This is a genomic window from Haladaptatus caseinilyticus (assembly GCF_026248685.1).
Classification (GTDB): domain Archaea; phylum Halobacteriota; class Halobacteria; order Halobacteriales; family Haladaptataceae; genus Haladaptatus; species Haladaptatus caseinilyticus.
In genome coordinates, this window is record NZ_CP111036.1 from 181,104 (window position 1) to 206,856 (window position 25,753).

28 protein-coding genes and 2 tRNA genes are annotated in these 25,753 nt (G+C 59.0%); 11 read left to right on the forward strand and 19 right to left on the reverse strand.

Annotated features, from left to right (window positions below):
• Positions 1 to 535: 535 nt before the first annotated feature.
• The 3 genes from OOF89_RS01035 to OOF89_RS01045 all read left to right on the forward strand — a co-directional run bounded on the left by OOF89_RS01035 (position 536) and on the right by OOF89_RS01045 (position 1,843).
• On the forward strand, positions 536 to 1,171 hold the full coding sequence (locus tag OOF89_RS01035; RefSeq protein ID WP_266077740.1) for a helix-turn-helix domain-containing protein: 636 nt from the start codon (positions 536 to 538) through the stop codon (positions 1,169 to 1,171).
• A 188-nt stretch (positions 1,172 to 1,359) separates the two neighbouring features.
• Entirely contained in the window at positions 1,360 to 1,605 is a 246-nt protein-coding gene (locus tag OOF89_RS01040; RefSeq protein ID WP_266077742.1) for a HalOD1 output domain-containing protein, read from the forward strand.
• Positions 1,606 to 1,645: 40 nt separating this feature from the next.
• Positions 1,646 to 1,843, forward strand: coding sequence for a hypothetical protein (locus OOF89_RS01045; protein ID WP_266077744.1), 198 nt, complete (start codon positions 1,646 to 1,648; stop codon positions 1,841 to 1,843).
• Here OOF89_RS01045 and OOF89_RS01050 read toward each other — a convergent pair whose 3' ends face one another.
• Positions 1,844 to 3,553 carry an adenine deaminase C-terminal domain-containing protein gene (locus tag OOF89_RS01050; protein WP_266077746.1) on the reverse strand — a complete coding sequence of 570 codons (1,710 nt, stop codon included), beginning with the start codon at positions 3,551 to 3,553 and terminating at the stop codon, positions 1,844 to 1,846. It abuts the gene before it with no gap.
• Complete coding sequence (locus OOF89_RS01055) at positions 3,550 to 4,503, reverse strand: MBL fold metallo-hydrolase (protein ID WP_266077748.1); 954 nt, start codon at positions 4,501 to 4,503, stop codon at positions 3,550 to 3,552. The genes OOF89_RS01050 and OOF89_RS01055 overlap by 4 nt, the downstream gene beginning before the upstream one ends.
• 112 nt (positions 4,504 to 4,615) lie before the next feature.
• Here OOF89_RS01055 and OOF89_RS01060 point away from each other — a divergent pair, with 112 nt between their 5' ends.
• Positions 4,616 to 4,867 carry a DUF7553 family protein gene (locus OOF89_RS01060; RefSeq protein ID WP_266077750.1) on the forward strand — a complete coding sequence of 84 codons (252 nt, stop codon included), beginning with the start codon at positions 4,616 to 4,618 and terminating at the stop codon, positions 4,865 to 4,867.
• Between the two features lie 28 nt (positions 4,868 to 4,895).
• Here the strand turns inward: OOF89_RS01060 and OOF89_RS01065 are convergent, their stop codons facing one another.
• The gene (locus tag OOF89_RS01065) at positions 4,896 to 6,200 is read right to left on the reverse strand and encodes a hypothetical protein (RefSeq protein ID WP_266077752.1); all 1,305 of its coding nucleotides are present in this window, start codon (positions 6,198 to 6,200) and stop codon (positions 4,896 to 4,898) included.
• Positions 6,201 to 6,294: 94 nt separating this feature from the next.
• Here OOF89_RS01065 and OOF89_RS01070 point away from each other — a divergent pair.
• Together OOF89_RS01070 and OOF89_RS01075 are read left to right on the forward strand one after the other, a co-directional pair.
• A tRNA-Val gene (locus tag OOF89_RS01070) sits at positions 6,295 to 6,369 on the forward strand.
• 153 nt (positions 6,370 to 6,522) lie between these two features.
• Entirely contained in the window at positions 6,523 to 7,410 is an 888-nt protein-coding gene (locus tag OOF89_RS01075; RefSeq protein ID WP_266077754.1) for a right-handed parallel beta-helix repeat-containing protein, read from the forward strand.
• Here the strand turns inward: OOF89_RS01075 and OOF89_RS01080 are convergent.
• The 4 genes from OOF89_RS01080 to OOF89_RS01095 form a co-directional block, all read right to left on the reverse strand.
• Entirely contained in the window at positions 7,392 to 8,681 is a 1,290-nt protein-coding gene (locus tag OOF89_RS01080; protein WP_266077756.1) for an ABC transporter substrate-binding protein, read from the reverse strand. The genes OOF89_RS01075 and OOF89_RS01080 overlap by 19 nt on opposite strands.
• Before the next feature lie 149 nt (positions 8,682 to 8,830).
• On the reverse strand, positions 8,831 to 10,165 hold the full coding sequence (locus tag OOF89_RS01085; RefSeq protein WP_266077758.1) for an ABC transporter substrate-binding protein: 1,335 nt from the start codon (positions 10,163 to 10,165) through the stop codon (positions 8,831 to 8,833).
• A 101-nt stretch (positions 10,166 to 10,266) separates the two neighbouring features.
• Positions 10,267 to 10,827 carry a CBS domain-containing protein gene (locus tag OOF89_RS01090; RefSeq protein ID WP_407661575.1) on the reverse strand — a complete coding sequence of 187 codons (561 nt, stop codon included), beginning with the start codon at positions 10,825 to 10,827 and terminating at the stop codon, positions 10,267 to 10,269.
• A gap of 79 nt (positions 10,828 to 10,906) precedes the next feature.
• On the reverse strand, positions 10,907 to 11,665 hold the full coding sequence (locus tag OOF89_RS01095) for a GTP cyclohydrolase III (protein ID WP_266077762.1): 759 nt from the start codon (positions 11,663 to 11,665) through the stop codon (positions 10,907 to 10,909).
• Between the two features lie 197 nt (positions 11,666 to 11,862).
• Here OOF89_RS01095 and udk point away from each other — a divergent pair, with 197 nt between their 5' ends.
• Positions 11,863 to 12,615, forward strand: coding sequence for a uridine kinase (udk, locus tag OOF89_RS01100; RefSeq protein WP_266077764.1), 753 nt, complete (start codon positions 11,863 to 11,865; stop codon positions 12,613 to 12,615).
• On the opposite strand, the gene OOF89_RS01105 is transcribed toward udk, so the two are convergent.
• Together OOF89_RS01105 and OOF89_RS01110 are read right to left on the reverse strand one after the other, a co-directional pair.
• Positions 12,616 to 12,936 carry a DUF5785 family protein gene (locus tag OOF89_RS01105; protein ID WP_266077766.1) on the reverse strand — a complete coding sequence of 107 codons (321 nt, stop codon included), beginning with the start codon at positions 12,934 to 12,936 and terminating at the stop codon, positions 12,616 to 12,618.
• A gap of 48 nt (positions 12,937 to 12,984) precedes the next feature.
• The gene (locus OOF89_RS01110) at positions 12,985 to 13,644 is read right to left on the reverse strand and encodes a helix-turn-helix domain-containing protein (protein ID WP_266077768.1); all 660 of its coding nucleotides are present in this window, start codon (positions 13,642 to 13,644) and stop codon (positions 12,985 to 12,987) included.
• 181 nt (positions 13,645 to 13,825) lie between these two features.
• Here OOF89_RS01110 and OOF89_RS01115 point away from each other — a divergent pair, with 181 nt between their 5' ends.
• Entirely contained in the window at positions 13,826 to 14,872 is a 1,047-nt protein-coding gene (locus OOF89_RS01115; protein ID WP_266077770.1) for a malectin domain-containing carbohydrate-binding protein, read from the forward strand.
• A gap of 246 nt (positions 14,873 to 15,118) precedes the next feature.
• Here the strand turns inward: OOF89_RS01115 and OOF89_RS01120 are convergent.
• Positions 15,119 to 15,201 (reverse strand) — tRNA-Ser (locus OOF89_RS01120).
• Between the two features lie 146 nt (positions 15,202 to 15,347).
• On the opposite strand from OOF89_RS01120, the gene arcD reads away from it, so the two are divergent.
• Entirely contained in the window at positions 15,348 to 16,793 is a 1,446-nt protein-coding gene (arcD, locus tag OOF89_RS01125) for an arginine/ornithine antiporter ArcD (protein WP_266077771.1), read from the forward strand.
• Positions 16,794 to 16,806: 13 nt separating this feature from the next.
• Here the strand turns inward: arcD and OOF89_RS01130 are convergent, their stop codons facing one another.
• Complete coding sequence (locus OOF89_RS01130; RefSeq protein ID WP_266077772.1) at positions 16,807 to 17,574, reverse strand: TIGR04282 family arsenosugar biosynthesis glycosyltransferase; 768 nt, start codon at positions 17,572 to 17,574, stop codon at positions 16,807 to 16,809.
• Between the two features lie 68 nt (positions 17,575 to 17,642).
• Between OOF89_RS01130 and OOF89_RS01135 the strand changes: the two genes are divergently transcribed.
• On the forward strand, positions 17,643 to 17,843 hold the full coding sequence (locus tag OOF89_RS01135; protein ID WP_266077774.1) for a hypothetical protein: 201 nt from the start codon (positions 17,643 to 17,645) through the stop codon (positions 17,841 to 17,843).
• 19 nt (positions 17,844 to 17,862) lie between these two features.
• Here OOF89_RS01135 and OOF89_RS01140 read toward each other — a convergent pair whose 3' ends face one another.
• From OOF89_RS01140 to aroC, 4 genes are all read right to left on the reverse strand, one after another.
• Positions 17,863 to 18,492 carry a uracil-DNA glycosylase gene (locus OOF89_RS01140; protein WP_266077775.1) on the reverse strand — a complete coding sequence of 210 codons (630 nt, stop codon included), beginning with the start codon at positions 18,490 to 18,492 and terminating at the stop codon, positions 17,863 to 17,865.
• Positions 18,493 to 18,525: 33 nt separating this feature from the next.
• Complete coding sequence (locus tag OOF89_RS01145) at positions 18,526 to 19,431, reverse strand: DUF7504 family protein (protein ID WP_266077776.1); 906 nt, start codon at positions 19,429 to 19,431, stop codon at positions 18,526 to 18,528.
• 395 nt (positions 19,432 to 19,826) lie between these two features.
• Positions 19,827 to 20,156: a HalOD1 output domain-containing protein gene (locus OOF89_RS01150; protein ID WP_266077777.1), complete on the reverse strand. Its 330-nt coding sequence runs from the start codon at positions 20,154 to 20,156 to the stop codon at positions 19,827 to 19,829.
• A 43-nt stretch (positions 20,157 to 20,199) separates the two neighbouring features.
• Positions 20,200 to 21,348 carry a chorismate synthase gene (gene aroC, locus OOF89_RS01155; RefSeq protein ID WP_266077779.1) on the reverse strand — a complete coding sequence of 383 codons (1,149 nt, stop codon included), beginning with the start codon at positions 21,346 to 21,348 and terminating at the stop codon, positions 20,200 to 20,202.
• A 104-nt stretch (positions 21,349 to 21,452) separates the two neighbouring features.
• On the opposite strand from aroC, the gene OOF89_RS01160 reads away from it, so the two are divergent.
• Complete coding sequence (locus tag OOF89_RS01160) at positions 21,453 to 21,845, forward strand: hypothetical protein (RefSeq protein ID WP_266077780.1); 393 nt, start codon at positions 21,453 to 21,455, stop codon at positions 21,843 to 21,845.
• Positions 21,846 to 21,892: 47 nt separating this feature from the next.
• On the opposite strand, the gene aroA is transcribed toward OOF89_RS01160, so the two are convergent.
• From aroA to OOF89_RS01180, 4 genes are all read right to left on the reverse strand, one after another.
• Positions 21,893 to 23,182, reverse strand: coding sequence for a 3-phosphoshikimate 1-carboxyvinyltransferase (gene aroA, locus OOF89_RS01165; protein ID WP_266077782.1), 1,290 nt, complete (start codon positions 23,180 to 23,182; stop codon positions 21,893 to 21,895).
• Positions 23,183 to 23,268: 86 nt separating this feature from the next.
• The gene (locus OOF89_RS01170; protein ID WP_266077784.1) at positions 23,269 to 23,721 is read right to left on the reverse strand and encodes a universal stress protein; all 453 of its coding nucleotides are present in this window, start codon (positions 23,719 to 23,721) and stop codon (positions 23,269 to 23,271) included.
• A gap of 160 nt (positions 23,722 to 23,881) precedes the next feature.
• Entirely contained in the window at positions 23,882 to 24,145 is a 264-nt protein-coding gene (locus tag OOF89_RS01175; RefSeq protein WP_266077786.1) for an acc operon protein, read from the reverse strand.
• Positions 24,126 to 25,670, reverse strand: a complete 1,545-nt coding sequence (locus OOF89_RS01180) for an acyl-CoA carboxylase subunit beta (protein ID WP_407661619.1) — start codon at positions 25,668 to 25,670, stop codon at positions 24,126 to 24,128. The genes OOF89_RS01175 and OOF89_RS01180 overlap by 20 nt, the downstream gene beginning before the upstream one ends.
• Positions 25,671 to 25,753 lie beyond the last annotated feature (83 nt).

Here is a 25,753-nt window from a genome sequence, read left to right on the forward strand (position 1 = left end):
GTAGTCCGCCAGCACTGATAAAACCAACCCTTTCGGGTGTGCGACTGGGTGACAAAACGGCTGGTGAAAAGGCAGGGCGGTATTACGGCCGTGGTTCTATAGATTCGTCATATGCATTCGAGATGAACTCCATTATGCGGTGCATCGGGAACGGCACTCCCACTCGTCGGGCCATGACAGCCACTGGGAGCAGGAGGATTCCGGTCAAGACGCTCATCTGGTACAGGGCAAACAGCGTCATGCGTCGTAGCGGTGCGAACATCTGGTACCTCACGCGTGGCTGAGCTACACCAATATAAAAGCTTTTATGCCATATTTAATTCATAATTATTTAACCCAGTCCAAATAACCCCGCGCCGTCTTCCGATTCAACTACGATTGTTCGCTGAACAACTGGGGATGGATTCGACGGCGTATCGTCGTCAGAACTGGATTTCCAACGCCGCCAATACGCGTAAGTTATAGACATTATCAGCGTGTCTTGCGCACCATATCGGCCCGAAGGGTTGATACATCCCAACACCGACCACGAACTGTGAACATCGTGGTTGAAATCCAACTTCCGACCGATGGATTCGCACTCGGTGAGTTGGTCTCCACGCGTCTCGACATTCGTATCGAACTGGAGCGCATCGTTCCCACGGGTGAAGGAACGATGCCGTTTTTCTGGGTGCTCGGAGACGACCCGTCGTTCGTTACAGATGTCCCTTCCAGGGTCACGACTATCGATTCCGTCGAAATGATCAGTGAAACTGAAACTGGTGCCCTTTGTCGAGCGGAGTGGTCCGATGAAGATGATATCCACGCGATACTCGTCAGGCAGGGTGCGACCCTTCTTCACGCCGAAGGAAACTGCGACGGGTGGCTTTTCCGCATCAGGTTTCCCGACCACGAATGCGCGAGCCGATTCAGAGAGGCATGTGACGAGGCATCGATTTCGTATGAAGTCCGGCGAATCGATTCCCTTCCGGAACTTCGAGTGAAACAGTACGACCTCACCGACGAACAGCGAGAGGCACTCGTGACCGCGTTCGAATCCGGCTACTTTCGTGTCCCGCGTGAAACGTCACTGTCGGAACTCGCGGAGTCACTCGATATTTCCCCGCAAGCCGCATCGGGTCGGCTTCGACGAGGACTGGACCGAGTGCTCGATTCGACGCTTTTCCCCTAAGCGAAACGACAAACCCATTCGGGGGGTAATAAAGACGTGAACCAGTAAACCCCAAGGAATCAACCCGTGGTTCACAACTTCCTACACTGTGCAGTTACGAACTTCCACCCCACAAATTCATCGTTTCAAAGGTGTTCGGAATGTGTAGAGAACCGCGTGATGAGCACCAAACGAGTGAAAGAGAGATCTTGCACGAAACGGAACACGACGACGGTCCCATTGCGAAGAAGGTCATCACCGCGATTGCGACGGTGTCAGACGATTCACCGACCGAGTTAGAACCCCTCTACGAGAGTGTCAGTCCGGATGCATTGGAGGATCTCTTCGACCGACCGTCCCACGCCCGTGTCCCGACGCGAGTCGAATTTCGACACGAGGGGTTCGAAATCGTCGTTCACCGTGACGGGCGAATCATCATCTATGATCCCCCTTGAGCCGGCACGCTTTTGCTCACGTTTGGCGTAGACCATTGCTATGCCCGACAAACAGTACGACGTGTACCTCGTTCCGTCCGGCAAGCGTGGGGGAGAACAGAACATCGTTTCACCTGTCGAGGGAAACGATTTGGAGTTCTACGACACTGGGGTCTGGTTACGGCGAAAAGGGGGGCGGAACTTCTTCCCGTACGAACAGATACGAACGATTCGGGAACACGACGGCGAGAGACCGTAGTTATACGGTTTCGAGACCGACTACTTCGCGAGCGAAAATGTCGGCATAGCCCGACGGCGTCATTTTGAGGGACGGAACACCGGGGAACGTGAGCGTCTGCACCGCGAGCATCGGCCGTTCGACGTTTGCTCCGAGGCTTCGCAGGGCGCTTTCTACGGCATCGTACAGTTTTGCCGTTTCCTCGACTTCGAGGTCCGAACAGACACCCGCGACTCGCGTGGGGAGCTCAGCAACGACCTCACCGTTTCTAACGACTGCCCATCCGCCGCCCATCTCGTTGACGTGCGTGACGGCACGACGAAGGTCGTCACCGCTGCCGACCGCTAGCACCCCCGGCGTTTCCCAGACGACGCTGGTCGCGACTGCCCCTTCGAACGCGCCATACCCCGTCAGGAATCCAGTGAACCCGGCACCGTCGCCCTCCGGATGCCGGTCGAGCATGGTGACTTTCAACAGTTCCTCATCCGGAACGGCCACGAGTTCGCCGTCTTGGACCGGCGGGGAGACCGTGGTCTGTCCCGAGAGCAACCCTTCCCGATATTCGATTGCGCGAACCGGTTCGTCGATAGCGGACACTCGGAACTGGTCAGAGTCGGTGCTGACGTTGACGCTGTCGTAGAAGTGTTCCGGATATTCGTAGGAACGTGGTGCGACATTCATCTCGTGGTTGTTGTAGACGACTTCACCGCCATTGATAACGGTCGTGACGTTGACGGTCTCCAAATCGTCGATGAGAACGATATCAGCGATGTTGCCTGGTGCGAGCGAGCCGAGGTTCCGCAGGCCGAAATGACGGGCCGGGTTGAGGGTTGCCATCCGAATCGCGTCGGCGGGTGGAATCCCCTCCTCGATAGCCCGGCGGACGACCACATCCATGTACCCTTCACGAATGAGTTCGCGGGGCCACATGCCGTCGGTCGAGAGCGATATTTCTTCGGCACCGATTTCCTCGTATGCCTCGCCGACCGCGGCCATATCGTCTCGAATCGAACCGCATCGACCGATCGCGTGAATCCCGTTTTCCACCCGCTCGATGATTTCCTCCCCGCTGATTGCCTCGTGGTCGTCGTCGATGATGGACGCAAACGCCTGCAATTTCTCCCCCGAACAGCCTGCGGCGTGTCCCGAGACGGTTTTTCCGACCTGTTCCGCCCGGTCGTATAGGGATTCTGCGGGCGTGTCGCGACCCACTGCGTGAATCCAATCCGTTTCCCCGACCCCGACGATTCGGGCGTCATCTAGCAGATTTGCGAGTGACTCGGAATCGCCATGCGCCGGTCGGAACGTATCGATGAGCGGCTGGGGTGGGACGGTGGCGAACACCCGAATCGGGAGATACGATGTCGCGGCGAGCATCTGCTCTACCCCTTCCGGGCCGAACATCGGACCGAAGCCGGTCACCTCCGTTACGACGGTCGTCGTCCCGCCTTCGAGCGCGTAGTGGTAGGCGTTCTCGAACGTCTGGTGGAGGTCGATATGTGTGTGCGCGTCGATGAATCCCGGGGAGACGACCCGGTCGCTGGCGTTGATGACTTTCGTGTCGTCGCCGATCGCATCCGTCCCATCCTCCGGAAGTGCGGCGACACGGTTGTTGGTGATGAGCACGTCACGAGCTTGGAACTCGCCGGGTTCGGGAAGCAGTACGCGCCCGTTTCGAATCACGAGGTCTGCGGGTTCGTCGCCGAGCGCGACCGGTTGCAGGTCGTTCATGCTGATACCTCTTCGTACATCACGACGCCCCCTTGTTCCTGTCGTTCTACCTCGCCGCGCTCTTCGAGCACGTCGAGGTGCCCGATCGCTTCGCTCATAGCCGGAAAATACTCCGTCGCAGGCAGGTCGTCGAACAGGGAGGACATTACGTCGAACGCCGTCGTCGGCCCATCGACGAGACCGAGAACGTTCTCGGTTCGGTCCTCGTGTGCGTCCAGTATTTCCCCGATTCGCCGCTCGGGGTCCGTGATTTCCTCGCGGTGCCCCGGGAAGATGTGATCGAGTCCGTGTTCACGGAGGTTTGAGAGGGAGCGGTTGAACGCCGGAAGAACGCGGGGACGACTGCCGCCCGTTTCCATCGGCGGTTGGAGAAGCGGGTTTGGCGTAATATCGGCGAGGACGTGGTCGCCGACGATCGCTTTCGACTCAGTCCCCGTTTCGAACGTAAAGATGGTCTCGCCAGGGGCGTGTCCCTGTACCGACTCCGCGGTCAGTTCGGTCCCGTCGACGGTTACCGAATCGCCGTCACCGAGTTCGTAGTCGGTTTCGACGCCGGGAGAAACGGAGAGATATGCTTCAGGAAGGTTCGTCACCGTTTCCGCGGTCGTCCTCGCCATCCCGTTTTTGTCGAAAAAATCGGCGAAGTAGGACTGTTCGTACTCCAGTCGGGATGCGAAATCACGAATTATCGTCGCTGTGTCGTGGCTCGCGATGACGCGCGCACCTGCTTCTCGGAGGCGTGCGGCCAACCCGAAATGGTCCGGGTGTGGATGCGTGATGAGCACTTGGTCTATCTCCGTCGGTCCAACCCCATGTCGTTCTAACCCCTCTAGCAGTGCGGTCCATGCCTCCTCACTCCCCGGCCCCGGATCGACCAGCGTTCGCCCGGCGAGATAGGCGTTCACCGGACCGATTTGGAACGGCGTCGGAATCGAAAGCCGCGTGAACATACACCCGTGATTTGTTTGCCCGGGATAATACCGTTTTTGAACGACCGTTCGTCCGTAATCTGACGCAACGATTTTATTTGTTGCTCACGTAAGGACACGATTGGGGAGTGCGATGAACAAGCATTTCAAAGACGCGTGGTACTATCTCAGACGGTCGGGGAATCATCTCAAACGTGGTGTTCGAGCGGAATTTCAAACCGGGAAGCGAAAGATTCGAGCGAGGACGGGTGAGGAGCGACCTTCAGAATCGGAAGCGACACGTCGAGAGAAAATGCGCACGAATGTCCGAGAAGTGGAACGGAAAGTCAAACGACGGTCGCGTGATGCCGTGAAAGACGCCCGAAAGCGCATCCGAATGAGCTAGGTACGATTCGACCACTCCCCTGATTCCGTCAGGGGTCGAAGCCAACACAGTCACAATCGATGAAGTCGTTGCCCTCGATCCGGGGCGACGCCGCATTTTTTCGGTCGACGTCTACGCGCCCGCGAAACGTCGAATTTCGGAGTTCGACGCCGTCTCCTTTGACGAGCACCGTCGTTCTGTCGGCCGCGTCGTGAATTGCGGTGACACCGTCGAAGACGATTCCGGGGGCGACGAGATTGATTCCGTTTCTGTTTTCCTCACCGGAGTGAAACGCGAGGCGGCAGTTCCGAAGCGTCGTCCCCTCACGCCAGATTTCGGCACCGTAGGCGTGTTTCGACCCATCTCCCCAGTCGTCCAACTCGACCCCGTCCAACAGCACCGAACCATCCCCATCGTTGACTTTGAGCGCCCGCGACGATGACTTGCAGTCGATTTTCAGATCGTGTACACGGGCCGACTCGCTCGACACACGCAAGCCGTCGTTGTCACAGTTCGGCAACCATATCTCGCCGTCGGACACTTGGACATTGCCGTCCTGCAACCACAGACCACACCCGGTGTATTCGGTCTCGTCCATCTCGATTCGAACGTCGCGGGCGACGTCACCGTCACCCAGCCGTAAGTTCGCGTTTCCGTTGTCCTTCCAGAGACCACCGTCCACGATACACGGACCGTCCCCACCGGCCAAATAGCCGCCGTTGTTGACCCACCCCTCCACGTGGCAGTCCCGGAAGGTCAGCTCCCCGCGATGGTCGTCGGTCACGCTGACGCCGATGGGATGGCTCGTCTGCGAATCGACTGCGGACTGGTCGGGATACGTGTCGGGGCGAAAATCACACCCATCCGGAAGCGAGACGGACACGGTTCCCGACCCGTCGGGGTGCGTCACCGCCGCGTAAATCGCGCCGAGCGCTCCCTTACCCGCGGATGCACACTCCCCCTCGATAGCAACGTTCTCGAGTCGAAGGTCGTGACTCGCCCGTGCCGAAACCGCCTGCGAACCGACCCCCTCCGCGGTCATATCGAAAGTCAGGTTCCTGACTTCGACCGACTCGGCGGACGTTTCGGGATTCGCGCCCCATCCCCCACCCACGTCCAGACCGTACTGTTGGCCGGGGTCGGTCACGACCAGCGTGGCGTGTGGATCCCCCATGATAGCGATCGCCTTGCAGTCGTTGTGCTCGAACCGACCGTCGAGGTGGTAGCGTCCCTCGGGGAGGACGAACTTCGTCCGTGCTCCCGCGTGTTCGCTGAGGACGCGATTCAGCGGCTTTTCGGCGTTCTGAACGCCGGGTGCTACCTCGGCGACGTTCACCACGTTCCAGTCGGTCATGGTCGGGACTCGGCATTCGCCGGTCTTGGTCGTGGTGGCCGCCCGCTGTCGAAAGCAAGCCTTAAGTCTTGGGCAGGGAAACGACAAGATGCACGGGTCGGTAGTCTAGTCCGGTTATGACAGCTCCTTCACACGGAGCAGATCGGCAGTTCGAATCTGCCCCGACCCACTGTTTCTGTCGTGACGTCTCCGTAAATGGTGTGTGCACCCTGCTTGCGCTCCAGTGAGCCACGAGGTCGGATGGAGGGCTGTTCGAACGAAGGACGGGACACGGTCCTGTCTTGGCAACAACTCACAAACGCCAGCTCCGCGTGTGTCCCTCATGGAGATTTTCCGATGGGGCGTTCCCGTGGTCGTTCTCGGACTCGTCGTCGTTTCCGCCGTCGCTCCGGGAGTCTCGGGGGCGGTTTACTCGCCTCCCGCGGAAGAATCCACGCCGATCGACACCTGCACGACGATTGCGGGGTCCGGCCACTACGTTCTCACCCACGATATCGAATCCCGCACGAACACATGTGTTCGAGTGACTGCCGACGATGTCGTCGTCTCGGGGAGGGGCCACAGCATCGACGGTGGCGTATTCCGGGAGAACACGACCGGTATCGTGGTGACGGGCTCCAACGTCACCGTCCGGAACCTCTCGGTCCGCCAGTGGACGTTCGGAATTCGGTACGAGTCCGCGCCGAACGGGTCCGTCCGAAACGTGACGACGTGGCGTACCGTCGATGGCGTGACGTTCTCGTCGTCACCGGGGGCGAATATCGGAGAGGTGTCGGCGACGAACGGGGTGTCGGGGCTCGTGTTCGTGGACTCGGATGCGGTTGTCCTCCGCGACAGCACGGTTCGGTTTCAGAGTTCGACCGGCGTACTCGTCGCTGACTCGAAGGAGGTGACCGTATCCGACACGTCGATCACACGGAGCGAAACCGGCATCGCGCTCCTTGGAAGTCGACAGGGGCGCGTAACCGATAGCACCGTTCGGAAAACCGGGGAATCCGCGCTGTTGCTTGCCGATTCGCGTGGCAATACGGTTTCAAACACGACGGTTTCGAACCGCAGTCGTCCTGCGACGGTCCTGTTCTCGAACGCGAGCGAAAACCGACTTGCCGAGACGAGTGGCCACTGGACGCCCCGCTCGGAAAACGGGGCGCGAAAAAACAGCGTCGTGAACGCTACCAACGACTCGCTTCGCTACCGTTGGAGCGCCTGATTGAGGACGGACGTGTACGACGACTCCCCGATGTTGAACGCGACTTGATTGAGGATTTGGCCGTCGTAATCCTCCTGGAACGACGTGGCGAACTGATTCGATAACTGCTGGCCGTAGTCGTTGTTGACGAAGAGCGTCGAAGCGGACTGCGCACCGAACCGTTCGGCGGCGACCTGACCCATCACGTTCCCCTGCAGCAGGTCGCTTGGGGCCGTCCGGAAGATGAAGTCGTTGTCCTGCAGTCGTGCGACGGTAATCGCCGTGCTCGACGGTGAACAGCCGACGATTTCGTTCGGAATGAACACTTCGGTCGAGACGGGGATGTTGTTCCCGGAGGATGCTGGCCCCGAAACGGCGGGATAGCCCGCGTTGACGAGTGCGTTCGCCCCGCTGATGGAGGCTTGTCGGTCGGTCTGTGTGTCCTCCACTTGTGTTTCGACCTGGAGGTCAATGTTCGCCTGGTTCACTTGTTGGATCGGAATTCGTGAGGCCTGAATCATCGGCCCACCGACCGAACCGAGGTCACCCGTCTCTGGAAGCAAAATGCCGACCCTGATCGTTCGCCCCAAACCGCCGGGCGCGCTGTTCGCGCTCGGACCGCCCGCGTTCCCTTCGAATCGTCGTGTGTTGACGATTCGAACGCCGGCTTCGGTTTGCGGCGCGAACTTCCAGACGTCGTAGGCCGCCGACGCTGGACCGCCTCGGTCGTCGAAGTTCGTCGTACTCGACGCACCCTGATAGTTGATGTCCTCGCCATTTGCAGCGGCTCTGACGGCCTCGATGAAGTTCTGCGGTCCGAACTCCTTCCCCGGTGGATTGGCGACCCGACGCATCTGCTGGCGGATCGCCGGTCCGCTGTTCTCGCCAGCAGCGGCGTTCGCCAGAATCAGGATGGCGACGGAGTCGTACGACTGAGAGGTGAATACGCCCGGATCCTGATTGTACTGGTTCTTGAACAGTCGGACGAATGCCTGCCGATTCGGCCCGGCAGCAGCGGGCACCGTTCCGGTGACGTTCTGCATGTCGTTCCCGACCTGCTGTGGCAGGGACGGGTCCTGTAGCCCGTCCGGAACGAGCACGTCGAGGTTTTGGGTTCCTCCCATCGCGTAGAAATCACGGAACAGCTGTATGCCGCTCTGTGGATAGCCGATGACCGTCAGCATGTCCGGCCCACCACCCTGTTGGAGGTTCCCCATCAAACCAACGGTCGTCGCGGCACCCATCCCCCCGACCCCACGGAGGTAGGTTCGCCTGTCGATTTTTGGACTCATACCCGGGGAAACCCTCGTCGTTCTGCGTCAAAAGTCTATTTTAAATTATCATTATATATTTTGGTCGGTTCATCACTCGATGGTCGATAGTATAGGTGACAGAACGGACGACCGTTTTCGAGGTGGGACGTTCGAGCGGGGAAACCCGATTACTTCGAACCGGCCGCTTTGTTGATGACGGAGGTGTAAGAGCTTTCGCCTTTGTTGAACGACACTTTGTTCATGATTTCGCCGCCGTGCTTGTCCGTGAACGCGCTGGAGAACTTATCGGATAGTTGTTGGCCGTAACTGTTGTTCACGTAGAGCGTGGACGCCGTCTTCCCGCTGAGTCGTTCGGCGGCGACCTGTGCCATCACTTTCCCCTGCAGCAGGTCGCTCGGGGCCGTCCGGAAGACGAAATCGTTGTCCTTCAGGTTCGTAACGGTGAGTGCCGTGCTCGACGGTGAACAACCGACGACGCTCTGTTTGGCATACACCTGTTTGCTCACCGGGATGTTGTTCCCGGACGAAGCAGGGCCACAGATGGCCGGATACCCCGCACTGACGAGTGCATTCGCACCGGACATCGATGCTTGCTTCGTCGTCTGGGTATCCTCGACCTGTGAATCGACGGTCACGTCGATTCCCGCGTCGTTGACCTGCTTGACGGGGATTTTTGCCGCCTGAATCATTTGGCTCCCGACCGAACCGAGGTCGCCGGTTTCCGGCAGAAGGATTCCGACTTTGACCTCCCGATTCTTACCACCGGGCGAACTGTCGGCCATCTTCCCACCGGCACTGCCCTCGAAGTCGATCGTATCGATGGTTTTGTAGCCGTCCTCCGTGTCCGGAGCGAACTTCCAGACATCGTAGGCCGCCGACGCCGGGTCGCCTTTATCGTTGAAATCGACGACGCTAGACGCACCTTGATAGTTAATGTCCTCCCCACGAGCGGCCGCTTTGACCGCCTCGACGAAGTTCTCCGGACCGTATTTTTGGCCGCCGCCGTTGGCGACCCGACGCATCTGGTCGCGGATCTTCGTGCCATCGTTTGCACCTGCCGCTGCGTTAGCGAGGATGAGGACCGCGACCGCATCGTAGGAATGTGAGGTAAACACGCCCGGCGCGCTCCCGTACTGGTCCTTGTACATCTCCGTGAACGCCTTCTTGTTCGGCCCGGATGCTGCGGGAGCGGTTCCAGTGATGTTTTGCATATCGTTGCTGACCTGCTTCGGTAACTCGGTATCGAGCAGTCCGTCGGGGACGATGATTTTGTGGTTCCCGTCCGTATTCTTGTAGTAGTCACGAAACAGTTGGATCCCGCTTTGTGGGTAGCCGATGACGTTGATAACGTCGGGGCCACCACCACTCTTGTCGCCACCTCCATCGCCGTTTCCACCGTCTCCGTTACCAGCACCGCCACCGCCAATACAACCGGCGAGGCCGGCAATTCCGGCCGTTCCGACACCCTTCAAAACGTCACGCCGTTCGATATCATATCGCATGGACAGGGAGGGGTATCAACTCTTGCAATATAAATCTACCTTTCGAGATTTTTAAAATTCGTCAAAAACTACTCTATTCGGGGAACGATAGGAGCGTTGAATTAAAACTCGCGGCAATCCGTACAGACCAGTTGACCGTTGACGTTCGTCAGTTCACGGGTGAGTTTACCGCAGACCTCACAGATACTCTGTCCGGTGTATTCGGCGTCACCACCGTTCGTCTTCATCGTTCTACCGAGTTCGTCGTCCATATCCGGTTCGCGGGCGGACGAAATACTCGACGGCGACGCCGAGGCTGAAATAACGTCGCGTTCGGTGAGGACCCCGACCAGTTCATCGTCACGGGTAACCACGATTCGCCGGATACCCTGCTGGGCCATCATGCCCGCCGCATCGGCTAGGCTGCGGTCCGCACGCATCGAGACGACGGGACTCGTCATCACATCGGCGACGGTCGTTTCGGCGGGGTCGCGCTCGTCCGCGATGAGGTCGAGGACGTCGGACTCAGTCATGATTCCGACCGGTTCACGCCCGCGAAGAACCACGACGCTCCCGACCCCCTCTGACTGCATGAGTTGCACTGCACCCAGAACGGAGTCCGATTCACTGACCCCCACGTATTCTCTGGTCATCATATCTCGAATTGTAACTTCCGCTTCCATATGTGAACGTTTGACACAACTCTTCTAAAAGGTATCCCCGGCACCTTTATTCCCGCGTCCAACGAATATGTACGGTCAGCTATTCGAACTCGATTCTACTGCCGTCCGCCCGACACGTTTCTAATGCATGCTTCGCGGCCATTCCCGCCGTCTGTGGAACTCGACCGTTGCCAACACCGACTTTCAATTCGACTTCGACCGTCTCTTCGACGTGCCGGATGGCGTCTTCGTATTCCGACTCGTCTAGCTCCGGACAGACCGCAATAACGTTATCGCCCCCCACGAAGAACGAGAGCGAATCGTACGCCTTCCGCATGTACTTCATTAGTTCGGCGTACCCCTGTTCGATGTGGATGAACGAATCGAAGGCGTTCACCTCATCCGTGAAGTTGCCGGTCATATCGTTCACGTCGAAATGGGCGATCTGGATGTCGTCGTCCGTTCGGAACTCCTCGTCGATGGTTCGGCCGCGGAGGATTTCCCGCCGTGCCTTGTCCTGTGCGCTTCCGGCGGCCTGCAACTGTTCGGTCGCATCGGCGAGCGCCTCGACCGGACTCGTCCCGGTGGCGACACCAAGACTAACCGTTACCGGATAGCGGTTGCTGATCGATTCCTGTACGAGCGCGTGGTCGTCCATCGAGAGGCCGTTCGTTACGGCGACCATGTTGTCGAACCGGGTGAAAAAGACGGAGCCCTGCCGATTGCCGATGAGTTGCGAGAGGTCGGCATAGAGACGCGATTGGAGCGTCTGGAGGTCTACTTCCCGGCGCGGTTCCGGCGTTACGGTCCATGGACCGTAGTTGTCGATTTGAACCAACGTGATCTGGGCGTTCGTCACTGTTGGCAATGGGTTCGAGATACTGGCCTATAAGTTGTCCTAATCGTGATTCGCATCTCAAAAGTGAGAACCGTAGTACGGCGCGATAATTCATCGTCCCTGCTGATGCGTATGTCCGAACGGGGTCTGGAAATGTAACACGAATCTCAAAATTCCATTCCGAGCAATTGAAGCGATTGCCCGAGAGTGACCCGACAATGACCATCCCGTCGTTCGTTATCGGCATCGCAGGAGGTACTGGCGCGGGGAAGACGACGGTCGCCCGTGAAATCACTGAGGACGTGAGCGACGCCGTTACCCGTATTCCGATAGACAACTACTACCGAGACCTCTCACACCTCGATTTCGAGGAGCGCACGGAGGTCAACTACGACCATCCGTCAGCGTTCGAGTGGGAACTGCTCAGGGATCATCTCGACGCCCTTCTGTCCGGCCAATCGATCGAAATGCCGCAGTACGATTTTACAGTTCACAATCGAAAAGACGAGCGCGTCACGGTCGAGCCGACCGACGTGGTAGTTATCGAAGGGATTTTCGCACTTTACGACTCCGAAGTCAACGAGATGCTCGATTTGCAAGTGTACGTCGAGACGGACGCCGACGTTCGTATCCTCCGCCGAATCGAGCGCGACGTGGTGGACCGCGAACGCGGCCTCGAAGGCGTCATCGACCAGTATCTCTCGACGGTAAAGCCCATGCACGAACAGTTCGTCGAACCGACGAAAAAGCACGCCGACCTCATCATCCCCGAAGGTGCGAATCGAGTGGCAGTCAACCTTTTGGAAGAGAAGGTACAGGCGGAAACTCACTCGCACCCAACGTGGAACGTCGAAGAAGAACTACAGCTCCCATCAGAAAACAGACACGAATCGGAACGCGGACGCCAACCGTCCGTCCCGACACCTGACGGTAGCGGGGAACGGTGGCATTCGGCCAAAAACAGGGAGTGATCAGGCTCGCTTTTTCTCTGGGTTCTCACCGACTGGATGGTAATCCCAGAAACCACCCGAGCGCATCGCGGAACCGACACCGCGGTGGAAATCCACGATGGTCTCGAACTCCGTCGGTTCGACGTGTTCGAAGATGTCACCGACGCTCACTACTTTCTTGTAGTTGATTCGAATCGGTTCGTCGGCGTGTTCCTCGGCGAACTCCTCGCTCGAAAGCGGGAAGTCCTCATCTTCGTCCAGTTTCTTTGCGAGAATTGCGAGACCGTACTTCCGTCCACCCTCGCTCCCTTGCTCACCGTCCGGGTCGTGGGGCCAGTCCATGTACCCACGTCTGTCCGGGGGGACGAAAAGGATTCCCTTCCACGGACGCTACGTGCGGTCTTTGTCGGGAGAGGAAAGACCGCTCTCGACGAGACTTCGATGACCTCGACGGAGTCGTTCCGAGATAGCTTGATGCGAGATCCCCAATTCGTCCGCGAGATCCTCCGTCGTTACTTTTCGCGGGATGTCGTAGTACCCCCGGTCGATAGCGCTTCGCAGCGTTTCGTACTGCTGTGTGGTAAGCCTGTGTGACTCTTTGAGGAGCGTCGTCCGTTCGCGCACGTTTTGAACCTCGACGGGAAGGTCGGCATCGTGGCACGATTCGTAAATCGTAGATAGCGTTTTTCGGTCGTCGGATTGGATCTGAAATCGCCAGGTCTGGTTCGCTGCTCGTGCGGCGAGAATGCTCGTGTCGAGTTTCGTGAGAAGTGTCGTTGCTTCGTGGACCCGTCCATCCCATTTCATAGCAAACAGACCACGGTCACCGAGGTCCGTGAGAAGTTTCGCGTCGGTGACTGAGGGGTCATCTATCAGCGACGATCGAACAGAAGGAAGATCAGACGTTGTCGCGCGAATCTGCGGCATAACGTGTTCCACACCGTGTGCGACTACTCCGACGACTTCGAACCTGGCTCCGGGTTGCTGTGAGAAGGTTTCGCGGAGCGCAAATTCGCTCGCCGGGAGCGTAATCTCGGCAATCGTACTCACCTCAGTGTGAACCGAGAGTACCCAATTGCGTTTTTTGCTTGCTCATTCATGCCACTTTAAGAGGAGATTGTAGTTTCGGTCGGAATATCCCGTCGGAATTGCACTTTAGCAGGTGTATAATTAACTCCGTGGAACGGCGAACCCGGGTTATGGCGCTGTACGAGCGGGGGATTTGAGAAACATGTCAGGCACGTCTTCAGGTGGATTCGTCCACGGTGCGCTCATCGGAGGTGGTGTCGTCTTCTTCGTCGCTGGAATGATCATCGTTTCCGGGATACCGGGAGTCCTGGGTCCATCAGTGGGTGGGATGAGTAACGAAACGACCGTCGTATCGACGACGGACGTACAAACCAGCACGCAAACGACACAGACCTCCACCGAGCAGGTAACGACGGAATCACCGGAAACGACACAGTCACGCCAGACGACGCCAGCGACGACTACGAGGACGACCACGACGACCGCTCCGAAGGCGACGGCCGTCTATCGCGTCAACGTCGGTGGAAAGCGACTATCGATGGCGGACGGTGGGCCTGACTGGACGCGAGATACCGAGCGTCGGCCATCGCGGTTCGGAAACGCACGCAAGAGCGGGAGCCACACGAACTCGACGAACGACCGGATCGCCAGAACGGCCGCGGTACCGAGCGGAACGCCCGAAGCGGTGTTCCAGAGCAGACGGTACGATGCCGACAACGCGGGGAGTTTGGCCGACAACACCGAGATGCAGTATCGGTTCCCCGTCGAAAAGGGGACGTACGAGGTTCGACTCTACTTCGTCGAATCGTATTTCGGCAACTCCGAGTGGAACGACTACGACGAGAAGGGACCGCGTACGTTCGATGTCGAAATCGAGGACAAGCGCGTGCTCAACAATTACGACATGTACGAAGAGCTCGGCCATGACAAGGGAACGATGAAGTCGTTCACCGTGAAGCCGAAAGACGGCACGATAGACGTGCGCTTCCTTCACGAGGAAGAGGACCCGATGCTCTCAGGTATCGAAATCGTTCGCGTGGACGGGAAAAAGAACGGCAAATCGAAGGACAGACAGCGAAACGGTGACCTGGGTAATAGCGACGGTTTTAACGCGAACGGTTGGAGCGAGATTTCGCTTTCGGAGCCGACGCTCACACTCAGCGACGCTACACTCGATACACCGTCTCTCGGCGTTCGCTCGGCAGTGACGCAGAAGTTCCAGATGTCGCCGACGTTTCGACCGACGTAACGGGAATGCTCGCCATCGCCACCGGCTCGATTTACTGAAACATTCGATACGCCCTGCTCGTCGCGAACAACGTCGTGAGCGAAGAGAACCGTGGGAATGGGGTTTAAACCACTGAAAGACGTTCTTGCTCGCCCACACCGTTCGTTCCGCGAGCGTGTGTCATTTTTACCTAAATCGGGATACTGTTTTTTCATTTCCGGCTCACGAGCGAACGCTCCGCGGAGCGTTCGCTCGTAGCGTAAAAAACGGTGGGAATGGGATTTGAACCCATGAGGCATGACGCCACCTGCTTTCAAGGCAGGCGCAATAGGCCGCTCTGCCATCCCACCTCACCGAACAGTACTCGACACCGGGTTTAAGAACTGTCGGTATTCGCTCGCCGACGTGTCCGTACGAATAGATTGAACGACCAAGATATTACCTTTAGGAATGAACCATAACCGTTTAATTCCCAAGGTGCATTCGTCCTCGTACGATGGCATCGCTGGATTTCGAGCCACTCACATACGCGGAGCTACCGGAGAATCGGCGACCGTCACTCGGACAGGCGCTTTTACCTGTCCTTGCCACGGTCGTGTTTCTAGGCGTCGGCTCGGCCTGGTTGAAGATGGACCCACACATACCCCTGCTGTGGGCCATCGTGTTCACCGGCCTCGTCGGCTACTACGGATTGGGAATGTCGTGGGACGATCTGTACGAGGGTGTCGCTGACAGCCTCCTCATGGGGTTACAGGCGGTCCTCATTCTGTTCACGATTTACGCGCTCATCGCCACGTGGATCAGTTCGGGCACGATTCCGGGACTGATGTACTACGGATTGGAAGTTCTCTCCCCAACCGTATTCCTTCCCGTGACGGCGATACTGTCGGGTCTCGTGGCCTTCTCGATCGGTTCCTCGTGGACCACCGTCGGAACGCTCGGCGTCGCGTTCATCGGCATCGGTTCCGGACTCGGCGTCCCTGACGCGATGACGGCCGGTGCCATTCTTTCGGGCGCTTACGCCGGTGACAAACAGTCGCCGCTCTCCGACACCACGAACCTCGCCGCGGCGGTGACGAACACCAACCTCTACGACCACATCCGAGGAATGCGGACGGGAACCGTCCTCGCGTTTGGAATCGGCGTCCTCGGCTACACCTTCCTCGGGCTACAATCAGTTGGAGGCGGTTCGACCGGGTCCGTCGGTCAAATTCAGACCGCACTGACGAACACGTACTCCCTCTCGCTGGTCGTTTTCCTTCCGTTATTCGTGACGTTCGGACTCGCACTACGCGGTTACCCTGCCCTTCCGTCACTCATCGCGGGCGTCTTCTCCGGTGCCGCAACGACCATTCTCGTTCAGGGACGGTCGTTCACCGAGGGATGGCAGGTGCTCCTCGGCGGAACCAGCCCAAAAACGGGCATGGAGATGGTGAACAACCTCCTCGCGAGCGGTGGTATCGAAGGCTCCGCGTGGACCATCAGCGTCGTGGTCGCGGCGCTAACCCTCGGCGGTCTGCTGGAGACGACGGGCACGCTCGCGGTACTTGCACACCACCTCTCCAAGAAAGTCAGCAGTGTCGGCGGACTCGTCGCCGGAACCGGCGCGTCGGCGACGCTCACGAACGTCCTCACGGCACAGCAGTACATGAGCATCGTCGTCCCCGGAATGACGCTACGAAACCTCTACGAGGAGTACGGGTTAGAGAGCAAGGACCTCTCACGGGCCGTCGAGGCAGCCGGGACACCGACCGGCGCACTCATTCCGTGGCACGCCGGAGCAGTGTACATGGCGACCGCGCTCAAGGTGCCGACGCTGGAGTACGCTCCGTACTACTTCTTCGGATTCCTCTCTCCACTCATCCTCTTCGCGATGGCCGCATCCGGGTTGGGAATCGGCACCCCGTCCGCTGATAACGGAACCGCTTCGACTGCGGACTGATTTCTACGGACGCTTATCGGGCGAGTTTACGGTCGCCGTTCCTTTCTTCGACTCGCAAACCGAGTTCGTGGAGATACGTCGCCGTGTTCACCGGCACGATTCGACCGGCGGCGATTCGCGCGTTCAGCAGCGGAACGAGCGAGCGCAGATCCTCTCCCGTCCGTACGCTCGTCATCGTCGGCAGGAAATCCACTTCGTGACCCGCATCGACTCCTCGTCGAGTCAGCGTTTCGAGTTCCGGCGTCGTGTAAGCGTCCTGGAAATCGATGGTATCGGTGAGGCCGACGAAGTAGGCTCGTCCGTCCTCGGCAGGGCCGAGGACGACCTCGCTCCGTCGAAGTTTCATCGCCGCACTGTCAAGTTCCTTGCGCGTCAACATTGGGGCCGTTCCGTCCACGACTGCGGCGGAATCCACACCCTCCTCCCGAAGCAGGTGTGTTGCCGTATTTCCGGCCCGACCCGCGAACGTCTCACCGACTTGCACCTCGAAACGCACCGTCTCGTCATCGTCGAGCGTCACGTCCGCCAGTGCATCCTCCGCCAGTGCGCGGAGTTCCTCCTCCGAACTCGCATCCCCGACGAATTCGCTCGGAATGGCATCGTCGGGACGGTAGTTGACGAGCAGCTCGCCGCCGCTTTTCGCGGCGGCAAGAAACGTATCTTTCAGCATTTGGGCGTACAGTTCCGCTACTTCGGATGCGGAAAGCGGCGACGATTCCACGAGTTCAGGTAACACGAATCCCTCGCGCGGCGGGTCGGCCAACACGGCAATAGTAGTCATATCCGCCACTGGGCGCGGAACGGCCTTGAAAGCCACCATTTTATGCCCCGCCTGCACGCAGTCCCGGTATGCATTGGACGAAACCACTCGGTCTGCTCAGCGTCATCGTTCTCGCAGTGCTCGCGCTTGGCGCGCTCGCGCTCTTTGTGACGACGCTTCTCGCTGACGTTGCGGCCATCGCCACCGTCGCGCTCGTCGTCGCGTTCGTCGGCGGACTCGCCGTCCTCGGCGCGAAATCGAAGCAGTGGCGACAAAACGCCTATTGGTGACGTACAGCGATACGATTCACTACCGTCCCTGCCGCCCCTTTGTCTGACGGTAATCCGTGCCCAAGAGGTCGATAAACGCCTCGACGAACGTCTCCGTCTGTTCGTTCGTCTGATTTTCGGGGTGTACCATCGGCACGAGTTCGAATCCCCGTCCGCGAATCGTCGTCGCGTGGTCGTCCACGATGTCGATGTCGCTTGCAGGCCTCGTGGTGTATTCGGTTGCGATTTCGGTGAGCGCGCGCTCGCCGACCGGAACGATGATTTCGGGGTTGATCATCCGAATTTCGGCGTTCAGATACGGTTCACAGGTCATGATTTCGCCGTCGCTCGGGGGGCGTTCGGGATGGTAGCACCGAGCGAGATACGTCATAAACGCGTTTTCGAGTACCGGTTCCTCGGCGGCCGGGTCGGACTCGCTCAGTCCGAGTCGATAGAGAATGTCCTGGAACCGTTCCCCGGCCTGATCACCGGTGAATGGGACACCGGTTTCGTCCGCTCCTGCGCTCGGCATCTCGCCGACGAAGAGGAACTCGGCACCCACGTCCCCGTATCCGTGAACGACCTGTTCTCGGCGTTCGCACAGGTCGCAGTTGGTACACTCTTCGTCCATACTGAACGGGTTCGAGCGCTCCTCCTGATTCGCGTCCATGCTGGTCGGTAGTGGCGCGACGGTAAAAAGGAACTACTCCTCGGCGACGGCGAGGAACGGCGCAATCCATCGCGCGGAGTCACGGATCGAAACTCGATGATTCGACGCATCGTGTGTGATGACACCCGCTTTATCCAGTTTCGGCAGGTGAAGTTGATACAGCGTCGTATTATACCGGCGATGTCGGTTCTCTATCGGTGTAACCCCGTGCTCGTCGCTCGCAACGGCCGTGGCAAGGTCCTCGATATCGACCGGTTCAGTCCGCTGAAGAAGATATCTGAGCGCGTCTCGCCGTCGCCGAGACCGGAGTGCCTCGAACAGCACGTCGAGCGAGGGTGTAGTACGGACCAACTCCTGTCGCGGTCGTATCGACCATTCGGTGCCGTCGTTGTCGACTTCGACCGCTCGGTCGGCCAGTGAACGAAACGCCGTCATGGTCCGACTGTCGTGGGCACACGTTTCGAAATAAAAGTACCCGACTGCGTTCTGTTCACGGAGATGGGTCGAAACGCGGGCGAAGAATGGAACGACCTCGGAGAGGGACACGTGTTCGAGCGGTGCGGTAAGCGAGTCGAAAATGAGCGTGGTCTCCCCACTCGCTGCTTTGAGCGCCGATTCGATACCGTTTTGCACCCCGAGCAGGTCATCGAGTCGTTGTACAGTCTGGACGACGTTGGCGTCGGACCAGGTCGTCGGTTCGCTCGTCGTAGACCGAACCGTTTGACCGACGTCGATGATTTGGAGGTTGTCCGGAACCGTTCCGATTCGGGTTCGCCAGGTTCGAAGGAAGGAGTCCGCAGAACAGTCGTAGGTTACGGCGACGATGGATTCCGCATTCGCGGCCGAGAGAAGTTCGAGACTGTTCTCGCGGCTATCTCGATGAAGTGAGGAAACGGAAACGAGGACGCTACCGTCGGAGTCCACACTGGTTCCGGTCATAGTCGTTCACTCGCGTTTGGGTCGAATGAAATCATGCGGAGGGTTTGTCGAATTGTGGGTTTCATCGATATACCGTCATCGTTTTTCCCCTATCGTTCGGTTGCGGATATATATGTCCGTTGGCGTTGGCGACCATCTCGGGATTCGAGACGGAGAACACGACGTATCCTTCGTCGTATCGCGATGGACATGATAACCGGTTTCGTTGGCAACGGGGGTCGGACGCGTGTTGCGGTCACCGAATCCCGTGTTCATCCAACTCATGAGGTGCTGTAATTACACTGGGGAGGAAAAGAGTAAAAAGATTGTGTCCGTTTACGGACGCTCGAAAGACGGGCATATCGGAATCGAATCTGTTACGCTCATTTCACGGGAGGAGTCACCGTTGCATCTACTCACGTGCCCTGTCGTTCGCGGATGAAAATATGTCCGTTGGCGTGGACAAACACATCAAACCCGTTAACCGAGAAGACGATATGTCCTTCATTCCGTTTCGAGCCGGTGTGTGTGTCGGCGAACAACGAGTTGAGTGCGTCCGGATCGACGACATCCGTCAACGGGATCAAGTCGTCGGTCGGGTCACTGCTTCGAATCGCCGCAATCGCTTCGATGATGGTTTCGCTGACTGAGTACAGACTCGCCGAATCGTGGTATACGTGGTAGCCCCGGGGTTCGCCCGCTACGAGTGTCGGTTCACTCGCTTCTGTCCCCCCGTTAGAGTGCATGTCGCAATACCGTGCTACCGGTATGGGATGGAGAGCTATAAAATTACGTCTCGGGTCGGCTCGGGTGGTAGTCCGTGTCGTATTCGCCCGGTTGACCGTCCATCCGATCGGGGTTGATGCGACCGCCGAGAAGCATGAAGTCCACGAGCGTCAGTGCCACCATCGCTTCAACGACCGGCACACCGCGTGGCGGAAGTACTGGATCGTGTCGTCCCACGACCTGGACGTCTTCTTTCTCCCCGGTTTCCCAGTCCACGGTGGACTGCGTTTTCGGAATCGAGGTCGGTGCGTGGAGGGTTACTTCGCCGTAAATCGGTTCGCCGGTGGTGATTCCGCCCTGCAACCCACCGTGTCGGTTGGAGACCGGTTTCGGGTCGCCGTTCGAATCGAACTCCCACTCATCGTTCCTGTCGTGTCCGGCCCACTCGCGTGCCTCCCTGCCGAGTCCGAACTCGAAGGCAGTGCTCGCCGGGACAGCCATCAGTGCCTGTCCGAGCCGCGCTTCGACCGAATCGAAGCGCGGCGCACCAAGCCCGCGAGGGATACCGCGAGCCTCGAAATATATCGATCCACCGATCGAGTCGCCAGCCTGCTGGTATTCGTCTATCAGTTCGCGCATCGCCTCGGCGGCCGCCGGGTCCGCACACCGAACCTCGTTTTCTTCGCTATCTCGTTTGATCGCTTCGAACGTCACGTCATCCGCTCGGATGTCGCCGATTTGATTGACGTGTGCTTTCAGTTCGACGCCGTTTTCGGCGAGAATTTTCTTTGCGATGGCTCCGCCTGCGACCCAGTTCACCGTCTCGCGCGCTGACGAACGTCCGCCGCCACCCCAGTTTCGCGTCCCGAACTTTGCGGAGTAGGTAAAATCGCCGTGACTCGGGCGCGGTGCGGTGATGAACGGTTCGTACTTGCCCGACCGGGCGTCTTTGTTCTGAATGACCATCCCGATCGGCGTCCCCGTCGTATATCCGTCTTGAACACCGCTGTTGATCGTAACTTCGTCCGGTTCACCCCGGCTGGTCGTTATCATCGACTGGCCGGGTTTTCGCCGGTCCAAATCGCGCTGTACGTCTTCCGCCGTGAGTTCGAGTCCTGCCGGACAGCCACTTATCGTCACGCCCATCGCCTCTCCATGGCTTTCTCCGTAGGTCGTGAGCTGAAACAGCCGTCCAAACCGATTCCCGTTCATACCCGCTGTTCCGCGTGCCGGCCATTTAGGTGTTGTAGGAGGCGGTACGTTTCGCCACCCGTCGCCAAAAGAAAATTTATACCCCGGCAGTGAATGGAAACCCGATGAAACGGCGTCGCTTCGCCGCCCTGCTTGGTCTCGCAGGTGGTCTCTCCGGCTGTATCGGTCGTCTGCCCTCCAACGGCCCCCCCGAGAATCCGGTTAGCCTCCGCGTTCGCAACTACTTCGAGCAACAGCGAACCGTCTCCGTCTCGATTCACGGGTTGGATTCCGATTCCGAGTTCGAGACGAAGTTCTCCCTGTGGCCGAGTTGGGTCGGTAACAGACGGAACGTCCTCGAGGCGGGCCGATACGAGGTACGAGTCGAAGTAGACAACGGCATGTGGCGCGTCGCGGAGTGGAACATGTGGGGGTGTGACACCAACACGATATTGATCGATGTCGGGATGGACGGTATCGGCATCACTGCGACGTGTCAGGGTACTACTAAGGGGTGACACAGACTATCAGATCGCTATCGTGAGATATCACATCGTCGGTGTCGTTACCGCTCCACTGTGGCCCCGAGGTCGTAGAGGACTTCGAAGAAGTCCGGAAACGAGACATCGACGTGTTCCGCGTCGGCGACCATCGTCGTCCCGTCCGCCACGAGTCCGGCGACTGCAAGCGACATGACGATTCGGTGGTCGGCGTGGCCGTCAACGACCGCACCCTGTAATTCTGATTCGTCACCTCGAATCGTGAGCGTATCCTCCTCCTCTTCGACCACCGCACCGAGGTTCGCAAGTTCGTTCGCCATCACCGCCACGCGGTCGGTTTCCTTGTATCGGACGTGTTCGCAGTTGACGATTCGTGTTTCGCCGTCCGCGATTGCGCCGAGGACGGCGATGGTCGGGAGCAAATCGGGCGTATCCCCGACATCGACTTCGACGCCCGAGAGCGAGGAACGTCGAACCGTGAGCACACCGTCGCTTCGGTTCCAGGTCACGTTCGCACCCATCCGCTCTAACACCTCGACGATGAACGTGTCTCCTTGTGCGCTTGGATATGCACCCTCGATTCGGACGTCTTCGTCCTCCTCCGCAGCGACCGCGCCTGCGGCGAGTAGATACGAAATGGACGAGAAATCGCCGGGAACGTGGTACTCGCCGTCAGTCGGTTCGTAGAACTGCCCGCCCGGAACGTGAAAGCGACGTCCATCCGTTTCGGCTTCGACGCCGAATTCGTCGAGCAGTTCGAGCGTGATATCCACGTACGGCGCCGATTTGAGTTCCGTTTCGAGGTCGATTTCGACGCCATCCTCGGTCAGCGCACCAGCCATCAGCAGGGCGGAGATGTACTGCGAGGAAACGTCTCCCGGAATCGAAACCGTACCGCCCGAAACCGGCCCTTTCATCACGAGCGGTGCCGTTCCGTTTCCGCGAGTGCTCTCGGCGCGCCCACCGAGCTGTTCGATTGCCGAAAGCATCGGCCCTTGGGGACGCGAGCGAAGTGACGAGTCACCGGTAAGAACCGTCAGTCCGTCCACCAGTGCGGTCGTTCCCGAAACGAGCCGCATCGTCGTCCCGCTGTTCGCACAGTCGATAACGTCCGCGGGCGTGTGTGGTTCCCCGGTGAACCCGTCGATTTGGATTGCCTCCCCGGTGTCGGTTACGTCGCCGCCAAAGGCCTCGACGGCCTGCATCGTGGCTTTCGTATCGGCGCTGATGAGCGGGTCGTACACCAGCGCGCCGCCGGAGTATCCCGCCGCGAGAATCGCTCGATGGGTGTAACTTTTCGACGACGGTGCCCGCGCCGTCCCCGAAAGTGACGAGTGAGTGATTTCGACGTCCATGTGTCTTTCGTCGTGTGGGAGGGGTAATAGAATACCGCCTCCCGAGAATATCGCCACCTATCTGAGGGTTTCCGACTGCTGATTTCCTATCGAACGATGGTTACGGGAATCGTCGCCCGCCCTGCGACCTGTTTCGCGGTGCTCCCGAACAGTCCTTCGTATCGTTCGGACGTTCCGCGGTGGCCGACGAAGATGGCCTCGAAGTCGTTCTCGCCGGCGTATTCCGTGATCCGTTCGACCGGTTCGCCGTACAACAATCCGGTGTCGATATCGACGCCCGCACGCTCGGCGACTGCCGACGCCTCGTCCAGCAGTTCCTGTCCACGCGTTTCGGCATCCTCGATGTTCGACAGTAGGATGTCGCGTTCTGCCTCCGCGAAACTCGTCGGTGCGGTGTCACCGGCCGTGAACTGCTGGTTCGGCACGACGATGTGAATCGCCGTGATGGTTGCCCCCGTGTCCTTTGCGAGGTTCGCGGCATACCGGAGCGCGTCCATGCTCGACGGTGACCCATCGATCGCGACTACGTATCCCCCCATAACGATAGTAGATAGGTTTTGTAACTGGATGTGAATTTCGGCTACGAAAATGGGAAGTCGGTGCGTCTGATTACGTTAAGGCCGGGGATGGATTTCGCAGCCAGCCAACCCATCCCTCTGCATCGCAATCGCTGTATCGACACTCGACTCGCGTAGCGACTCAGAATCGAGTCGTCCGCCCTGCCGCAGACCACGCGTCGGTCGGTGCATCGCGCGGCACGCGAACGGTTCGGTTCTGCAGCCGCGAAACCTTTCCGGCGAACTGCCATCGCTGGCCGTCCCAGTCCGGTTCCTCGTCGGCTTCCGCGGCGGCCCGCTGGTCTTGAAGATGCGCATTTATCGCCGCGGCTATGGCGGCGGCCTCCTCCTCGGAGGCGTCGGGGGGAATCGAGAGCTTCACGTCCTCAGAGCGGGATGTTGCCATGTTTCTTTTCGGGTTGCGAGGTTCGCTTGCTCAGCAGCATTTCGAGGTCGTCGATGAGTCGTGGGCGGGTGTCCTTCGGTTCGATAACGTCGTCAACGAACCCGCGGTTCGCCGCGGTGTAGGGGTTGGCGAACTGCTCGCGGTACTCGTCGATGAGTTCCTCACGACGTGCTTCTGGATCGTCTGCCTCCGCGAGTTCCGAACTGTAGAGGACGTTGACCGCGCCCTGTGGACCCATCACCGCGATCTCGGCGGTCGGCCACGCGTAGTTCACGTCCGCGCCGATGTGCTTCGAGGACATCACGTCGTATGCCCCGCCGTACGCTTTCCGGGTGATGACGGTGAGAAGCGGAACTGTCGCCTCCGAGAAGGCGTAGAGCAACTTCGCACCGTGACGGATGATACCACCGTGTTCCTGGTCGGTGCCGGGCATGAAGCCGGGCACGTCCACGAACGTCAGAATCGGGATGTTGAACGAATCACAGAAGCGGACGAACCGTGACCCTTTCTCGGACGATTCGATGTCGAGCGTCCCCGCGTTGACGCGCGGTTGATTCGCCACGATGCCGACAGAACGCCCGTCGAGGCGGGCGAACCCGACGACGATATTCTTCGCGTAGCCTTCCTGCACCTCGAAGAAGGAATCCTCGTCCACGACGCCCCCGATGACTTTGGTGATGTCGTACGGTTTCCGTGGCTGGTCGGGGACGACCGATTCCAACGCTTCGTCGCGTCGTTCGGGGTCGTCCCACGGTTCGACGCGCGGTGGGTCTTCGACGTTGTTCTGTGGGAGGTAGGACAACAGTCGCCGGATGTCGTCCAATGCTTCCTCCTCGCTGTCCTCGGCGAAATGTGCGACCCCGCTTTCGCTGGTGTGGGCCTTCGCGCCGCCGAGTTCCTCGAACGTGACCTCCTCGCCCGTGACCGTCTCGATGACGTCGGGACCGGTGATGAACATGTGGCTGGTGTCCTTCACCATGAAGATGAAGTCCGTGATAGCGGGCGAGTACACCGCGCCACCAGCACACGGTCCCATGATGGCCGAAATCTGCGGGATGACGCCGGAGGCCTGCTGGTTGCGGTGGAAGATGTCCGCGTAGCCTGCGAGCGAGGCGACACCTTCCTGGATCCGCGCCCCGGCCGAATCGTTCAGTCCGATGATGGGCGCGCCGACTTCCATCGCCTTGTCCATCACTTTGGTCACCTTCTCGGCGAACACTTCGCCGAGCGACCCTCCGAAGACGGTGAAGTCGTGGGCGAAGACGAACACCTTTCGACCGTTTACTTCGCCGTATCCCGTCACGACGCCGTCACCGGGAATCTGTTTTTCCTCCATGCCGAAGTTGTGGCTTCGGTGGGTTCGCAGTTGGTCGAACTCGTTGAAGGTATCGTCGTCGAGGAAGTAATCGATGCGCTCGCGCGCCGTCATTTTCCCCTTCTCGTGTTGTTTTTCGATTCGGTCCTCACCGCCGCCTTTTTCGGCTTCGCTGCGCTTTTCGCGCAGTTCGTCGATGCGCTCGTCCATCGTCATTGCCGAACACCTGGACGCATTGTCATTGCGCGTTTGCAGTACGACTGGGCGCAAAAGGTTTCCGTACTACGACGGAA

What these genes read in the sequence shown, in the direction of transcription:
- OOF89_RS01160 (WP_266077780.1), top strand. Translation starts at nt 21,453, where the DNA reads ATGAAACGGCGTCGCTTCGCCGCCCTGCTTGGTCTCGCAGGTGGTCTC.
- udk (WP_266077764.1), top strand. Translation starts at nt 11,863, where the DNA reads ATGACCATCCCGTCGTTCGTTATCGGCATCGCAGGAGGTACTGGCGCG.
- OOF89_RS01045 (WP_266077744.1), top strand. Translation starts at nt 1,646, where the DNA reads ATGCCCGACAAACAGTACGACGTGTACCTCGTTCCGTCCGGCAAGCGT.
- OOF89_RS01150 (WP_266077777.1), bottom strand. Translation starts at nt 20,156, where the DNA reads ATGCACTCTAACGGGGGGACAGAAGCGAGTGAACCGACACTCGTAGCG.
- OOF89_RS01090 (WP_407661575.1), bottom strand. Translation starts at nt 10,827, where the DNA reads ATGGAAGCGGAAGTTACAATTCGAGATATGATGACCAGAGAATACGTG.
- OOF89_RS01135 (WP_266077774.1), top strand. Translation starts at nt 17,643, where the DNA reads ATGCATTGGACGAAACCACTCGGTCTGCTCAGCGTCATCGTTCTCGCA.
- OOF89_RS01080 (WP_266077756.1), bottom strand. Translation starts at nt 8,681, where the DNA reads ATGAGTCCAAAAATCGACAGGCGAACCTACCTCCGTGGGGTCGGGGGG.
- aroC (WP_266077779.1), bottom strand. Translation starts at nt 21,348, where the DNA reads ATGAACGGGAATCGGTTTGGACGGCTGTTTCAGCTCACGACCTACGGA.
- OOF89_RS01145 (WP_266077776.1), bottom strand. Translation starts at nt 19,431, where the DNA reads ATGACCGGAACCAGTGTGGACTCCGACGGTAGCGTCCTCGTTTCCGTT.
- OOF89_RS01060 (WP_266077750.1), top strand. Translation starts at nt 4,616, where the DNA reads ATGAACAAGCATTTCAAAGACGCGTGGTACTATCTCAGACGGTCGGGG.
- arcD (WP_266077771.1), top strand. Translation starts at nt 15,348, where the DNA reads ATGGCATCGCTGGATTTCGAGCCACTCACATACGCGGAGCTACCGGAG.
- OOF89_RS01140 (WP_266077775.1), bottom strand. Translation starts at nt 18,492, where the DNA reads ATGGACGCGAATCAGGAGGAGCGCTCGAACCCGTTCAGTATGGACGAA.
- OOF89_RS01050 (WP_266077746.1), bottom strand. Translation starts at nt 3,553, where the DNA reads ATGAACGACCTGCAACCGGTCGCGCTCGGCGACGAACCCGCAGACCTC.
- OOF89_RS01065 (WP_266077752.1), bottom strand. Translation starts at nt 6,200, where the DNA reads ATGACCGACTGGAACGTGGTGAACGTCGCCGAGGTAGCACCCGGCGTT.
- OOF89_RS01170 (WP_266077784.1), bottom strand. Translation starts at nt 23,721, where the DNA reads ATGGGGGGATACGTAGTCGCGATCGATGGGTCACCGTCGAGCATGGAC.
- OOF89_RS01105 (WP_266077766.1), bottom strand. Translation starts at nt 12,936, where the DNA reads ATGGACTGGCCCCACGACCCGGACGGTGAGCAAGGGAGCGAGGGTGGA.
- OOF89_RS01130 (WP_266077772.1), bottom strand. Translation starts at nt 17,574, where the DNA reads ATGACTACTATTGCCGTGTTGGCCGACCCGCCGCGCGAGGGATTCGTG.
- OOF89_RS01055 (WP_266077748.1), bottom strand. Translation starts at nt 4,503, where the DNA reads ATGTTCACGCGGCTTTCGATTCCGACGCCGTTCCAAATCGGTCCGGTG.
- OOF89_RS01115 (WP_266077770.1), top strand. Translation starts at nt 13,826, where the DNA reads ATGTCAGGCACGTCTTCAGGTGGATTCGTCCACGGTGCGCTCATCGGA.
- aroA (WP_266077782.1), bottom strand. Translation starts at nt 23,182, where the DNA reads ATGGACGTCGAAATCACTCACTCGTCACTTTCGGGGACGGCGCGGGCA.
- OOF89_RS01085 (WP_266077758.1), bottom strand. Translation starts at nt 10,165, where the DNA reads ATGCGATATGATATCGAACGGCGTGACGTTTTGAAGGGTGTCGGAACG.
- OOF89_RS01075 (WP_266077754.1), top strand. Translation starts at nt 6,523, where the DNA reads ATGGAGATTTTCCGATGGGGCGTTCCCGTGGTCGTTCTCGGACTCGTC.
- OOF89_RS01175 (WP_266077786.1), bottom strand. Translation starts at nt 24,145, where the DNA reads ATGGCAACATCCCGCTCTGAGGACGTGAAGCTCTCGATTCCCCCCGAC.
- OOF89_RS01180 (WP_407661619.1), bottom strand. Translation starts at nt 25,670, where the DNA reads ATGGACGAGCGCATCGACGAACTGCGCGAAAAGCGCAGCGAAGCCGAA.